Here is a 13,338-nt window from a genome sequence, read left to right as displayed (position 1 = left end):
CCGGGCGCGCGGGCGGCTGTTCGTGATGGCCGGCGAGTGGCAGCTCGGTGTGCGACTGCGCACGGCGGACGGGCGCCGGGCGGGACGCCCGGGAGGACGAGCCGCCCTCCCGGGCGTCAGGCCGCGCCGGACGGGCCGACGACCGGGGCGGGACCGACGACCGTCAGGGGGATGCCCAGGCCCTCGCACATCCGCCGGGCGCGGGCGAGCGCGCTGAGCGAGGCGGGCGAGGGATCGGCGGTGGGCAGCTGCATCCTGACCAGACGGGGGCGATGCGCCAGGAGGAGCGTCTCGATCTGCAGAGCGGCCGCGGCACGGCTGGGGACGTCCAGGTCGTGCAGGAGTGCCAGGTGCAGGACTCCGTCCTCGACCAGATGCCTGATGAGCATGGCTCCTCCTGCTCCGGATCCCGCTCCTCGCCGCAGGACGCTCCGCTTCGTGAGAGCACGGCGGAGGGCGACACGAGCATTATCTGCACAAAGGGTCGTCATCGGCAGTCGCAGCGCACACGCCCGGTGGTTCCGGCACCCCGGGAGGCGGCGGGCCGCTCGCGCGAGCGCGCTCGCCCGCCGGATCCGTCCGCGCGGGTCCGTTTCCGGTCGACGCCACGGGTTACACGCCAGCCATGGTCACCCGAGAAATCCCCCACCGCACCCTCGCGCTCGCCCGCGCGGCGCTGCCCTCGGCCGAAGGGCCGGGGCGCGTCCTGGCGGCAATGGAGCGGATCGAGAACTCCGCCCGGTACGACCGGGTCGCCGACGTCCTGCGGCGTGCCGTGCACGGCCTCCCGCTCGGCCGGGCCCGGGACGCCCTCCACGGCCGCTGGCTCGGGCACCCGGTCCACCCCCTCCTGGTGCAGCTCCCCATCGGGGCCTGGCTGTCGGCGGCCGTGCTCGACCTCCTCCCCGGCGAGCGCCGGGCGGCACGCTTCCTCGTCGGCGTGGGCCTGGTGGGAGCGCTGCCGTCCGCCGTGGCGGGCTGGACCGACTGGGCGGAGCTGCGCCGCCCGCAGCTGCGGGTGGGGCTCGTCCACGCCGCCGCGAACATCACCGGCGTGGCCCTCTACACGGCCTCCTTCTCGGCCCGGTGCCGGGGACGGCACTGGCGCGGGAAGGCGTGGGCGTTCTGCGGTCTCGCCGCGATCGGCACCGGCGGGGCGATCGGCGGCCATCTGGCGTACCGGCAGTCCGCGGGGGCGAACCACGCCGAGGAGGTCGCCGACCTGGTCGAGCCGGGCTGGCACGACCTCGGCGAGACGGCCTCCCTGCCCGAGGGCGAGCCCCGGCAGGGCCGCATCGGCGAAGTGCCCGTCGTGATCGTGCGGGGCGCGGACGGCGAGGTCCACGTCCTGGCCGCCCGGTGCAGCCACATGGGCGGGCCGCTCGCCGAGGGCGCCGTCGTCGACGGCTGCGTCCGCTGCCCCTGGCACGGCAGCACCTTCCGCCTGTCGGACGGCTGGAACGTGACCGGCCCCGCCACGGCGCCGCAGCCGGCCTTCGAGACGCGGACCGTCGAGGGCCGCCTCGAAGCCCGGCTCCGTACGCACCTCACCGAGGGAGATGCCGCGGCCTGAGCGGCCGGCACGAGCGGGGCACGGGGGCTTGAGCCGCCGGCGCGAGCGGGGCACGGGGCTGGAGTCGTCGGCGCAAGCGGCGGAGACGGGCGGGGCTTGCGCCGCCGGCGCGAGCGGGGGCTGAGGCTTGGGCCGCCAGCGTGAGCTGGGCTTGCGCTGTCGGCGCGAGCTGGGTGCTGGGTCTGAGCACCGGGCTGGAGTCGTCGGCGCGGGTTGGGACGTCGGGGCCCGAGCCGTCGGCGGGAGCGGGGCCCTGAGGCCGGCGTCGTCCACGCGAACGGAAGCCCCGAGGCCTGAGTCGTCCGTGCGGGCGAAAGCTCCAGGCGCTTGGGCCATCCGGGCTGTGCGCCCCCGGTCCGGCGGCGTCGCGTCGCCGCCCGGACGCCCCCGTCGTCCCGGCCGCCGCCCGGCCGTGGAGGGGAACCGGCGAGCGGCGGCTTCGGGGGCCCCACGGCGCACGTGCCCCGTCCGCGCCGCTTCATGCCGCCGCGCGCGGGCGGCTGCCGGCTTCGTACCCCGCCCTGGTGCGTGCCCGCTCCCGGGTGGGGCCCCTGGCAGACGCGTCAGAGGCCACGGCAGTGCGCCCCCACCGGAGGGCGGGCGGAACCGGACCGGAGGAGCCATGGACCACTCGCACGCACCCGTACTCGAGGCACTGCGGGACTTCCGGCGCCGGGGGGGACGTCGTCTACGGCCCGCTGGGGGTGTCGGCGGTGGCGCCCGGTGAGCTGATCAACGCCGAGGTGGTGGACCACCTGCGCAGTGGCGTCAAGCACGGTCTGCTCGTGCCCGACGCCGCCGACCCGTCCCTGAAGACGTTCCGGGTGACGGCGCGAGACGCCGCCGCCTGAGCGGACGACCGCCGTCCACCGGCGCACGTCCGGTCCCGCGGGGACCTCGTGCGCCCGGCCCGGCGAGGGCCGGGGCATGGGACGACCGAGGCGCCGGACAGCCGGGTCCATGACCTCAAACCGCCGGGTCCATGACCGCGGCGACCTCCGGACGATGGCGTCCCGCATGGGGGTTCGCTGAGTGACGGGACCGGCCGGTTCCTCCCTTCCACCGTCCGTACGGAACGGGGTGCGGAACGCGTCGCGGTCGGCCGATCACGGCGGGCTGCGCCTGCCGAACACCGGGTGCGTTCCGAGCGGGACATGGCATGCTCAAACATATGGAGGGCGATTTCGCGGCTCCCGGCGCGGGCGAGGGGGCGGCACCCGAGGTGCGTGCGTTGGCCAAGGTCGTGGCGCGGTTGCGCGCCGAGGTCGTGGACCTGGAGGGCGGCGCCTCGATGACGGCCGTCCTCGAACGGGCCAAGGGCGTGGTCATGGCCCAGGCGGGGGTGTCGGCGGAAGCCGCGTACCGCCTGCTGCTCGACCGCGCCGAGCAGCACCGCAGAACCCTCCTGGAAGAGTGCTGGATCACCCTCGGCCGTGTCGGGGAGGGAGGCGCACCGGCGTCCGTACGCCCCGCGGCGCCTCCCTCCGATCAGCCGCGGGAGGACGACCCCTCGCCCTTCAGCACCCCTCGCTACGTCCTCGGCGGAGCCCGGCCCGCCGGTCACGGCTGGACGTTGGCCCAGCTGGCCCGGGGACTGGCGCACGCACGGACCCCGGCCGACGTCGCGGAGCTCCTCCTGGCGACCCTGAGAGAGCCCGAAGACGTGGACGCGGTGATGATCTACACCGTGGCGGCGGCCGGAAACCTGGAGCTGGTCGGCAGCGCCGGCGTGAGCGACGAGCTCGCCGGACAGTGGAGCCGTATCCCGCCCCTCAGCGGCGTCGCCGCCCTGGAGGCCGTCGACGCCCAGGAGGCGGTCTGGCTGGAGGACATGCGGCGGGACGACGACCGCTACCTCCTGATCGGGGACCCGCCCGGACAGTGGCCCTCCCGGGCCTGGCTCCCCGTCCCGGGCGGTGTGCCGATGACGACGGTCGTCGGCTTCTTCCGCACCCGTCCGGGGCCCTTCGACGCCCGGACCCGGACACTGCTGCGGCGGGCCGTCAGACTCTGCGTCGGACCCCTGAGGGAGGACCGGGGCCCGCTCGGGGGCGACGCCTCCGCCTCCGGCGAGGACGTCGCCGCCGTCCAGGCGGTCCTGGACGCTCTGCCAGGCCCCGCGGTCCTGCTCGCCCCGCTGCGCTCGGAGACCGGTGACGTCGAGGACTACCTGATCGAGGCGGCGGCGCCCGGGGCGGTCGACGTGGCCGGGCGACGCGGCAAGGAGCTGGTGGGCCGGCGGATCCTGGAGACGTACCCCACGGTGGCGGGCACCGCCCTGTGGGACGGATACCTGGACACGCTGGTCACGGGGTCGGTCTACGAGAGCGATCCCTTCACGTACGAGGAGGTGACCGCCGGCGTCCCGCAGAAATCCGTGTACTCGGTCCGCGCCTCGCGGCTCGGCGGACGCCTCGTCGTCTCCTGGGTCCGCCATGACGCCAGCGAGCGCGAGACCCGCCTGCTGGCCGACATGCAGCGCCTGGGAAACCTGGGCTGGGCCGGCTGGAACCTGATCACGGACACGATCACCTGGTCGGATCAGGTGTACGTCATCTTCGACCGCGACCCCGCCCTGGGGCCCATGCGCCTGGAGGAGCTGCCGGAGCACCTGGTGGCCGAGGACCTGCCGAGGCTCGGCGCCGCCGTCCAGCGGCTCCTCGGCGACGGCCGGGCCATCGACGAGCCCTTCCGCATCACCGCCGCGCACGGCGTACGGCACCTGCGGATCGTCGCGGAGGCACAGCGGGACGCGGACGGCACGCCCGTCGAGGTGCACGGCTTCTTCCAGGACCTCAGCGCGCAGAAGGACGCCGAACTCGCCCTGCGCGACAGCGAGCGCGAGAACCTCGTCCAGCGCGGCATGCTCAAGGCCGAGCGGGCCCTCGGCGCCCGGCTCCAGGAGACCCTGCTGCCGATCCCCGAGCAGTCGCTGGATCTCGCGGGGCTGTGCGTCGACGTCGCCTACATGCCGGCCGACCGGGGCCTGAACGTCGGGGGCGACTGGTACTCGGCGATCGAACTGCCCGACCGGAGCGCGCTGTTCGTCGTGGGAGACGTCGCCGGCCACGGCCTGGCGGCCGTCGGTACCATGGCGCAGCTGCGGTTCACCGCCAAGGGCATGAGCATCACGGGATCCGGCCTCCCCGACGTCCTCAGCAGGCTCAACGCCCTTCTCCTCCACACGGCGGACGACGAGCGCGGCACCACCGCGACCATGGTCATGGGCCGCTACCAGCCCTGGAACCACCGGCTGACCTGGGTCCGGGCGGGGCATCCGCCGCCCCTGCTGATCCGGGACGACGAGGCGCGCTTCCTGCCCCAGCCCGAGGGTCCGCTGCTCGGCGCCCTGCACGGCTCCCGGTACGAGGAGGCCGTGGTCGACCTGCTGCCCGGGGACCATCTGCTGCTCTACACGGACGGTCTCGTGGAGAAGCCGGGCGAGGACATCTCGGTGGGCCTCGACCGCCTCGCAGCGGAGGCGCTGCGACTGGTGCGCGGGGGTCGTGACCCCATGGTCGCCCGGATGCTCGCCGGGACGGGCACGGGGAACCGGGACGACGTCTGCGTCCTCGACATCCACGTGCCCCGCGGCCGGGACAGGGCACCGTCCGGGACGTGAGCCCGTCGCGCCGGGGCCGGCGCCCGGTGTTTTCCCTTCCGGTACCCGGGCAACCGCATCGACGAGCCGTCTCTGCGGAGGCCGGTGAACGCGCCCATCCACCGGAGGCGTCATGACCGAGTTCGGGTACTTCCTCTCCTGCGAGGAGTTCGGGCCCGCCGATCTCGTCGCCCAGGCCCGGATGGCGCAGGACGCGGGCTTCCGGTCGCTGTGGATCTCCGACCACTTCCACCCCTGGAACGAGGCGCAGGGCCAGAGCCCCTTCGTGTGGTCCGTGATCGGGGCCCTGTCCCAGGCCGTGCGGCTTCCCGTCGAGACGGCCGTGACCTGTCCGACCGTACGCCTCCATCCCGCGCTGGTCGCGCAGGCCGCGGCCACCTCCCAGCTGCTGCTGGAGGGACGCTTCCGCCTCGGCCTCGGCAGCGGGGAGGCGCTCAACGAACGCGTCCTCGGCGACCCCTGGCCGTCCGCCGGGGTGCGCCTGGAGATGCTGGAGGAGGCGGTGGAGGTCATCCGGCTCCTCTTCACCGGCGAGACGGTCACCCACCGGGGCAGGTACTACACCGTCGAGAACGCCCGGATCTACAGCCTGCCCGACACCCCTCCGCCCCTCGACGTGTCCGCCTTCGGCCCCCGGGCCGCCCGTCTCGCCTCGCAGATCGCCGACGGTCTCGTCACCACCGCCCCGGACGCGGACATCATCGCGCGGTTCCGGGCCCGCGACCCCGCCCGGCCGGTGTACGGGGCGACGAAGGTGTGCTGGGCGGAGTCCCGCACCGAGGCGGTGCGGACGGCCCACCGGATCTGGCCGACCGAGCACCTGCCCGGCGAACTGAACCAGATCCTGCCGACCCCCGCCCACTTCGAGCAGGCCTCCACGCTGGTGACCGAGGAGACGGTCGCGGCGGGGGTGGCGTGCGGTCCCGACCCCGAGGAGCACGTCCGACACCTCCGCCGCTTCGTGGACGTCGGCGTCGACCGGCTGCACATCGGCCAGATCGGCCCGGAACAGCGAGGCTTCTTCGACTTCTACCGCAGGGACGTGCTGCCCCTGCTCGACGGCGCGTCCTGAAGGGCACGGGCCGGCCGGGGCCGCCCGTCGGCGGGCCCGTCACCGGCGCAGGGCCACGGCGGCGTGGTGGCCGTCCGGGGCGGTGACGTCGGCGAGGAGCCAGCCGGGCGGTGCGGACGGGACCGGTCCCGCGCCCACGTACTCGGCGGACGGATCGGCGCCCAGGCCGATGCCGAGCCCCTTCAGGTAGGCCTCCTTCCTGGTCCAGACGCGGGCGAACGCGGCGGGCCGGTGGGCGGGGGCGAGGACGGCGAGTTCCGCCGCCTCGGCGGGGTGGAGGACCTCGGAGGCCTCCGCGACGGTGTGCCCCGCCGGCACCCGCTCGATGTCCACGCCGACGGGCGTGGACGCGACGGCGATCAGGCTCAGCCCCTCGCAGTGGGAGAGCGAGAAGTGCGGGCGCCCGTCGGTCAGTACGGGGCGTCCGTGCGGCTCGCCGCAGCAGGGGCACGGCGCCCGGGCCACCGACACGGTGCGGGGCGCGACGCCCAGGTGGGCGCCGAGCAGGCGGCGCAGCCCGACGTGCGCGCACAGGTAGGTGGCGCGGTCGCCGGAGCGGCGGAACTCCTCGGCGCGGGCCAGTTCGCCGGCGTCCAGGACGAGGGGGGCGTACCGGGTGACGGTGTCCTGGTGGGCCTCGGTGGCCACCAGCCACAGCTGCGGCCGGGCCGGGCGGAGCCCGGGCAGCCGCGGCAGGGCCGTGGTCAGGGGCGGGAGCGCGGTCGGGATCAGCGGGCCGGCCGGCGGAGCTGCCGGCGGTGGCGGGGAAACCAGCGGGATCATGTCTGCCTCACACGGAAGTGGCGGTGGGCTCCGGTGCGGTACGGGCACGGGCGCCGCCGCGCGGCGTGGCGGTGGCCGCCCCGCCGCGCAGGGCGACGGCCGCGGCGACCGGGGAGAGGAGGGCGAGGCCCGCGCACAGCAGCCAGGTCCCGGTCACCCCGAGGGAGAGCGAGACGGGGCTGAACACGGCCAGGGACAGGGGCGCCGCGCCGATGCCGGAGAGCGCGAAGGTGGACATCGCGGCGCCCATCCGGCCCTCGGGGACGGCCTGTTGGTAGGCGGTGACCAGGGCCGGGCCGTTGAGGCCGGAGAGCAGGCCGACGGCTCCGGCCGTGCCGGCCAGGACGACGGGCGAGGGGACGAGGGCCATGGCGGCCATCCCGGCGGCGAGGCCGACGCCGGTCACCACGAGCTTGGTGTGCGCCGGGATGCGGTGGGCGAGCGCCGCGCCCAGGGCGGCGGACGCCAGCGCGCCGGCGCCGAAGACGGACAGGACCATGGCGACGGCGCCGACGCCCCAGCCCTCGTCGGCGGCCCGCAGGGGCAGGGCGACCTCGGCCGGCCACAGGAAGGCCAGGTCCATGCAGAAGCAGGCGACGAACATCCACCGCAGTCGCGGGTGCGCGGCGAGGAGGCGGAAGCCGTCGCCGGAGCGGCGCAGCAGGGAGGGCCCCTGGGGGGCGCGCTCGGGCCGGGACATGCCGTGGGTGACGTGGGTGGCGCAGGCCAGCCAGACGACACAGCCGGCGGCCGCGGCCGTCATGGCCGCGGGCAGGCCTCCGACGACGACCAGCCAGGCGCCGAGGGGCGAGCCGGCGATGGGGGCGAGCCTCAGCACCATGGAGAAGAGGGAGTTGGCCCGGCCGAGCTGGTCCTGCGGGGCGAGGCGGGGCAGCAGGACCCCGGAGGCGGGGCCCGTGAGGCCGAGCAGGACGCCGTCGACGAGGGCGACGGCGATCAGCGGCCACAGGGTCTCGGTGGTGACGGTCACCAGCGTTCCGGCCGCAAGGACGAGGACGCGGACACCGGTCGCGCGGAGCAGGACGGCGCGGGGTCCGAGCGCGTCGGCGAGCGCTCCGCCGAAGAGGAGGAGCAGGGCGCGCGGCAGGGTGGCGGCGAGGGTGACGTACGTGACGGCTTCGCGGCCGCCGAGCTGGACCGCCGTCCAGCTCATGGCGATCAGGAGGGCGAAGCTGCCCGCCTGGACGGCGGCCTGGCCGATGACGAGACTGCTGACGCGACGCCAGTCGACGACGGGCTCTCGGCCTGCCGGTGCGCTGGTCGTGGGGGTCGTTCCCATGGGGTCGGCTTTCTGTGGTCGAGGGACGGGGAGCCGGGACGTGGGGTGGGGTGGACGGGGCTGGGGCCGGGACGGGGCGGACGGAGGGCGTGCGCGGGGTGGGATGGACGGAACTGGGACCGGGACGGGACGGACGGAGGCCGTGCGCGGGGTGAGGTGGACGGCCGTCGCCAGAGGGCGGAGGGCCGCGGTCAGAGAGGTGGGCGGACACGGACCCTGGCGCCGGCCGCGTCGCCCCTGAGGCCGGCGGCGACGGCGAGGGCCACGGCGCGGTCGGCGGCCCGGCGCACGGCGCGACGCCGGCGTGTGCCGGGGGCCGTGGGCCGGCGCGTGCCGCGCTCGGTCGGCCGAGGCGTACGCAGCTCGACCCGGCCGCCGAGGTAGGCGCGGCCCGCCTCGGCGAGGGCCCGCTGCGCGGTGTGAAGGGCCGCACCGGCCAGTCCGGCGCTGTCGGCGGTGTCGTCGGCCGCCCCCGGTGGGGGCTCGTCGGCGGCTCCGAGGGCGGCGCCGTCGTGCGACACCGTCACGGTGATGCCGGGGGTCTCCCGGACGGAGAAACGGGCGTGGACGGCACGGTCTCCGCCGCGCTGCCGGTGCTTGGTCATGGCGTCGCTCCCGCCGGGTCGGTGACGACCGGGAGCGGCGAGTCGGCGGCGCGGTCGGCGTGGGACGGGACGGCGGAAGTCTCGGCGTGGGACGGGTGGCCGTCGGGCCACCACAGGTCCTCGGGGCCCAGGGCGGCGACGGTGTACTTGCCCAGGGCGCTGATGAGCAGCCGCAGTTCGAGGGCGATGCTGTCGGCGAGGCGCTCCAGGCCGTGCTCGGGGTCCTCGTCGACGGCCACGAGGGCCGCACGGCCGAGGCCGACGGCGGTGGCCCCGAGGGCGAGGGCGCGCACGGCGCGGCCGCCTTCCCACATGCCGCCGGTGGCGAGCAGGCAGCCGTCGGGGCGGCCGATGCGGCGCAGGCATTCGGCGAGGGGCAGGCCGACGTGGTCGAGGAAGACGCCCGGGGCCCAGCCGGTGCCGCCTTCGGCGCCGTCGACGGTGACGGCGTCCGCACCGGCGGACCAGGCGGTGCGGGCGGCGTGGGCGATGTCGCGGCCCGGGTGGAACTTCACCCAGGTGCGGGCCTTGGGGAAGTTGTTCCGCATGAAGCGCAGCTGCTGGCGGAGGATCTCGTCGGTGAACGTGCCGGGGGTGGCGCAGCGCAGCCGGCGTTCGCCGTCGGGGTCGAGGACGTCGCTGACGGTGAAGCGGCGGGCGAGCTGCTCGGCCTCGGCGCGGTCGACGACGGTCATGCCGCCGAGGCCGGGTTTGGCGCCCTGGCCGGTCTTCAGCTCGAAGGCGAGCCGGCCGGTCTCCAGGAGGGGTCGGAAGGCGGGGTCGCTGTAGAGGAGGTTCCAGACCTCGGAGTCGGCATCCTCGGTGGACTGCTGGACGACGACGCCGCCGACGCCGTCCGGTGCGGCGTCGAGGTAGGCCTCGACGCGGGCGAGGAGGGCGGAGCGGGTGGCGTCGCCGGCGCGCCGGTAGCCGTGCACGGGGATCATGTTCTCGCCGATGACCATGGGGATGCCGAGACGGGCGGCCTGCCGGCTCGCGTGGACGGCGAGGTCGCCGCTGCCGGCGCGGGTGGAGCCGAAGGCGGACAGGTACAGGGGCAGTCGGGTGGTGAAGCCGCCGACGCGGGAGCCGAGGTCGACGTCGGTGAACTCCGGTTCGCGGGCGAGTTCGATGAGCTTCTCCAGGCGCTGGGGCATGAAGACGGGCGGGACGATGCGCGCCCGGTCGAGGCCGTCGGCGGCGACGGCCGCCGGACCCGGTCCGTACAGCCGTGTGCCGTACGTGGCGGGGTCGGGGAAGACCTCGGCGGTGCCGTTGCGGGCGCGGGCGCGGATCTCCCGCTCGGGGAAGCCGGGGGCGCCGAGGGCGGTCACGGGGCCACCACCCCGGGGAGTTTCGGGTAGGCGCTGACCTGCCACAGGGCGTCGAGGCCCGTGAGGAAGCGGACCAGGCGCTGCAGGCCCATGCCGAATCCGGCGCTGGGCGGCATGCCGTCGCGGGCCTCCTTGAGGTACCAGGCGTACTTGGCGGGGTTCTCGCCGCTCTCGCGCATGCGGGTGACGATGGTGGCGTAGTCGGCCTCGCGCTCGCTGCCGGAGACGAGTTCGCCGTACCCGTGCGGGGCGATCAGGTCGAAGTTGCGCAGGACGCCGGGGCGTTCGGGGTCCTCGCGGTCGTAGAAGCCGCGGGAGCCCTTGGGGTAGTCGTTGACGAAGAAGGGGCGGTCGCTCTCCAGGGAGAGGAGCCGCTCGCCGGCCCAGTCGATCTCGCCGTCGGGGTTCTGCGGGTGACCGGCGGCGAGGAGGCGGGCCACGGCGTCGTCGTGGGTGCAGACGTCGTACTTGCCGGCGCGGACGTCGGCGAAGTCCCCCTCGACCCGGCCGAGTTCACCGAGGATCTCGGGAACGGCGGTCCACACGTGCTCGGTGACATGGGTGAGCAGGCCAGCGGCGATCTCCTGGGCGTCCTCGCGGCTTCCGTCGGCGATCTCCACGTCGATCTGGTGGAACTCGACGAGGTGACGGCCGGTGCCGGCGGTCTCCTCGGGCTCGACGCGCACGTTGGGGGCGACGTAGAAGAGCCGGGGGAAGCCGCGCAGGGACGCCTGCTTGTAGAGGATGGCGCTGGTCATCAGCTTGTACGGGTGGCCGTAGTAGTCGACGTCGAGGGCCTTGGCGCCACGGCCGCCGGGGTCGGTGACGGGCCCGACGAGCGGGGGCAGCAGCTCGGTGAAGCCCTCGCCGCGCAGGAACGCGCGGGCGGCGTGGAGGGCCTCCTGCTGGACGAGCATGGCGGCGCGCAGTCGGGGCGAGCGGAGGTGCTCGCCCAGCGGCGGCGGGGTCGCCGGTGAGCCGGCGGAGAGGGGCTGGTCCATGGCGGGGCTCCTGTCGGGGTAGGCGCAAGTGGTCGGGCGGCAAGGATGGCGGGTGTGTAGGCGCGGGTGGTCGGGCGGCAAGGGTGGCGGGTGTGGGTGGTCGGGTGGCGGGTTTGGGTGGCGGGTTTGGGTGGCGGGCGTGGGTGGTTGGGTGGCGGGTGTGGGTGGTCGAGTGGCGGGCCCGGGTCAGACGGTGAGCGGGGTGGCCGGTGGGCGGTCGTGGTCGCCGCCGCGGTGCCGGGGGCTGTCGTAGCGGTCGGCGACGTGGTGGAGGGCGGCGAGCAGACCGGCCGAGGTGAGCGGGGCGGCGGCGGCCGTGTCCGGGCGGATCGGCATGGCGCCGGTCCGGGCCCAGCGGAGCCGTCCCCGGGGGTCGACGCATCCCATGGAGCGGCCGGCGTTGTCGGGGTGGAGGCAGAACGGCACGTCGAGCAGCCCCCGTTCGAAGGCGGCCGGCAGGGCCCGGGACAGGTCGGGGTGGAGGCCGAGGACGGTCTCGATCAGGGTGCGGGCCTCCTGGTACACCTCGCCGTCCCCTTCGGCCGCGGGGCCGGGGGGCGGGGGGCCGGCGAGCGCGGCGGCCGCGGCGGCGGTCTCCAGGGCGCGGACGTTCTCCTCGACGGTCGGGATGCGGTGGGCCTCCGCGGTGGTCTTGACGATGAGGCGGCCGGCGCCGGAGCGCACGGCGAGCCGGGCGGAGGCCTCAAGGAGGCGGGTGGCGCCCTGTGCGGTGCGGGGGTAGACGCCCATGTAGGTGTAGAGGACGACGTGGTGGTCGACGTCGTCGGGCAGGAACTCGGCGGCGAGCCGGTGCAGGGCGCGCAGGGCCTCCTCGTCCTGCGCCGGGTCGGTCTGCTGGGCGTAGCTGAGGGAGACGCTGCGCAGCCCGTGCCGGGCGAAGAACAGGCATTCCAGGACGCTCACGGCCACCAGCAGGCCCGGCGGGCAGAGCTGGCCGAGGAGGCAGCCGCCGAAGCTCTCCAGGTGGGGCACGGCGCCGGGCCGCGCCGCCGAGGCGAGGAGTTCGCAGGCGCGGGCCCAGGCGGTGACGGACTCCCGCAGGGGGGTGCGGCCGTAGGGCAGGCAGTAGGAGACGGGGCCGCCTTCGGTGGCGTCGAGGCCGGCCGCGGTGAGCGCCCGGACGATGGCCAGGGGGCGGGCGGAGCCGTGCCGGACCTGTACGGGGAAGTCGGCGTCGAGCAGCCCGTCGAGGACGGTCCGGGTGGTGGCCGGGGAGTGCGCGGCGATCGGGTAGCCGTTGAGGCGGCTTCCGTCGGCCACGGCGGCGCGGGCTGCGGCGAGGTCGCCGACGCGGGTGTAGCTGTCGACGGTCAGGGTGCCCGCGGTGTGGGCGGTGGCGGCCCTGGTCCGGGCGAGCCCGGCCCGCATGCGGCCGGGGTCGCCGAAGCCCATGCGGGGCTGGACGACGAGCCGGCCGGCGGCCATGGACGCCGCGACGAAGCCGCCGAAGCCGGGGAGGGGGGCGGGGGCGGTCAAGCCGGCACCTCCCTGCGGGCGCGCGCGGCGAGGAACGCGCGCAGGGCGTCCAGGTCCTCGCCGAGCACGGCGTCGCAGCCGGCCTCGGTGAGCCGTGCCACGTCGGCTTCCTGGCGGTGCCCGGCGACGCCGAGCTTTCCTCCGAGCACCACGGGAAGGCCGGCCAGGGCGGGTACCTCGCGCAGCCGGCGGACGGCGGCGAGTCCGTCGCGGTAGCCGTGTCCGTTGACGCTGCTGAGCACCACCGCGTCGGGCGCGTGCCGCAGACAGCCGGCGACCAGCAGCTCGGCGGGGGCGCAGGGACCGAGCCCGACGACCTCGTGGCCCTGTTCCTCGAGGAAGAGACGGAGGTACACGAGATTCCATGTATGGGAATCCGATGCGGTTCCGCTCAGGAGTATCTTCATGTGTCGAGGATAGATTTTCGGGGATTCCGGAAGGGGAAGTAAGACCGGCTCGTCCTCCAGCCGGGAGCATCGCTTCAGGCGGCACGCCGAGAACAGGCCAGACGACCGATACCTTGTGCCGGTGCACGGACGGGGCAGCTGGCT

12 protein-coding genes are annotated in these 13,338 nt (G+C 75.5%); 4 read left to right on the top strand and 8 right to left on the bottom strand.

Annotated features, from left to right (window positions below; translation table 11 throughout):
* Positions 1 to 116: 116 nt before the first annotated feature.
* Positions 117 to 389, bottom strand: coding sequence for a hypothetical protein (locus tag ABZ318_RS36440; protein ID WP_093877769.1), 273 nt, complete (start codon positions 387 to 389; stop codon positions 117 to 119).
* A gap of 236 nt (positions 390 to 625) precedes the next feature.
* On the opposite strand from ABZ318_RS36440, the gene ABZ318_RS36435 reads away from it, so the two are divergent.
* The 4 genes from ABZ318_RS36435 (at position 626) to ABZ318_RS36420 (ending at position 6,267) form a co-directional block, all read left to right on the top strand.
* The gene (locus tag ABZ318_RS36435; protein ID WP_356906721.1) at positions 626 to 1,573 is read left to right on the top strand and encodes a Rieske (2Fe-2S) protein; all 948 of its coding nucleotides are present in this window, start codon (positions 626 to 628) and stop codon (positions 1,571 to 1,573) included.
* Positions 1,574 to 2,286: 713 nt separating this feature from the next.
* On the top strand, positions 2,287 to 2,424 hold the full coding sequence (locus ABZ318_RS36430) for a hypothetical protein (protein WP_356906720.1): 138 nt from the start codon (positions 2,287 to 2,289) through the stop codon (positions 2,422 to 2,424).
* 320 nt (positions 2,425 to 2,744) lie between these two features.
* Positions 2,745 to 5,195 carry a SpoIIE family protein phosphatase gene (locus tag ABZ318_RS36425; RefSeq protein WP_356906719.1) on the top strand — a complete coding sequence of 817 codons (2,451 nt, stop codon included), beginning with the start codon at positions 2,745 to 2,747 and terminating at the stop codon, positions 5,193 to 5,195.
* Between the two features lie 112 nt (positions 5,196 to 5,307).
* Positions 5,308 to 6,267 (top strand): TIGR03557 family F420-dependent LLM class oxidoreductase, encoded by a 960-nt coding sequence (locus tag ABZ318_RS36420; RefSeq protein ID WP_356906718.1) that lies wholly within the window; start codon positions 5,308 to 5,310, stop codon positions 6,265 to 6,267.
* A gap of 39 nt (positions 6,268 to 6,306) precedes the next feature.
* Here ABZ318_RS36420 and ABZ318_RS36415 read toward each other — a convergent pair whose 3' ends face one another.
* The 7 genes from ABZ318_RS36415 to ABZ318_RS36385 all read right to left on the bottom strand — a co-directional run bounded on the left by ABZ318_RS36415 (position 6,307) and on the right by ABZ318_RS36385 (position 13,194).
* Positions 6,307 to 7,050 (bottom strand): 4'-phosphopantetheinyl transferase superfamily protein, encoded by a 744-nt coding sequence (locus tag ABZ318_RS36415; RefSeq protein WP_356906717.1) that lies wholly within the window; start codon positions 7,048 to 7,050, stop codon positions 6,307 to 6,309.
* A gap of 7 nt (positions 7,051 to 7,057) precedes the next feature.
* Entirely contained in the window at positions 7,058 to 8,350 is a 1,293-nt protein-coding gene (locus ABZ318_RS36410; protein WP_356906716.1) for an MFS transporter, read from the bottom strand.
* A gap of 191 nt (positions 8,351 to 8,541) precedes the next feature.
* The gene (locus ABZ318_RS36405) at positions 8,542 to 8,955 is read right to left on the bottom strand and encodes a hypothetical protein (RefSeq protein ID WP_356906715.1); all 414 of its coding nucleotides are present in this window, start codon (positions 8,953 to 8,955) and stop codon (positions 8,542 to 8,544) included.
* Positions 8,952 to 10,289 carry a glutamate synthase-related protein gene (locus ABZ318_RS36400; RefSeq protein WP_356906714.1) on the bottom strand — a complete coding sequence of 446 codons (1,338 nt, stop codon included), beginning with the start codon at positions 10,287 to 10,289 and terminating at the stop codon, positions 8,952 to 8,954. Before ABZ318_RS36400 ends, ABZ318_RS36405 begins: the two co-directional genes overlap by 4 nt.
* The gene (locus ABZ318_RS36395; RefSeq protein ID WP_356906713.1) at positions 10,286 to 11,290 is read right to left on the bottom strand and encodes an asparagine synthetase A; all 1,005 of its coding nucleotides are present in this window, start codon (positions 11,288 to 11,290) and stop codon (positions 10,286 to 10,288) included. The genes ABZ318_RS36400 and ABZ318_RS36395 overlap by 4 nt, the downstream gene beginning before the upstream one ends.
* Before the next feature lie 186 nt (positions 11,291 to 11,476).
* Positions 11,477 to 12,736: a methylaspartate mutase gene (locus ABZ318_RS36390; protein ID WP_356906722.1), complete on the bottom strand. Its 1,260-nt coding sequence runs from the start codon at positions 12,734 to 12,736 to the stop codon at positions 11,477 to 11,479.
* A 47-nt stretch (positions 12,737 to 12,783) separates the two neighbouring features.
* Complete coding sequence (locus ABZ318_RS36385; RefSeq protein ID WP_356906712.1) at positions 12,784 to 13,194, bottom strand: cobalamin-dependent protein; 411 nt, start codon at positions 13,192 to 13,194, stop codon at positions 12,784 to 12,786.
* Between the last annotated feature and the right edge of the window lie 144 nt (positions 13,195 to 13,338).

The sequence above is a fragment of the Streptomyces sp. NPDC006197 genome (assembly GCF_040613865.1).
In the GTDB taxonomy this organism is placed as follows: Bacteria; Actinomycetota; Actinomycetes; order Streptomycetales; family Streptomycetaceae; genus Streptomyces.
Note: the sequence above shows the minus strand (reverse complement) of the source record. Positions and strands in the feature narration are given on the sequence as shown.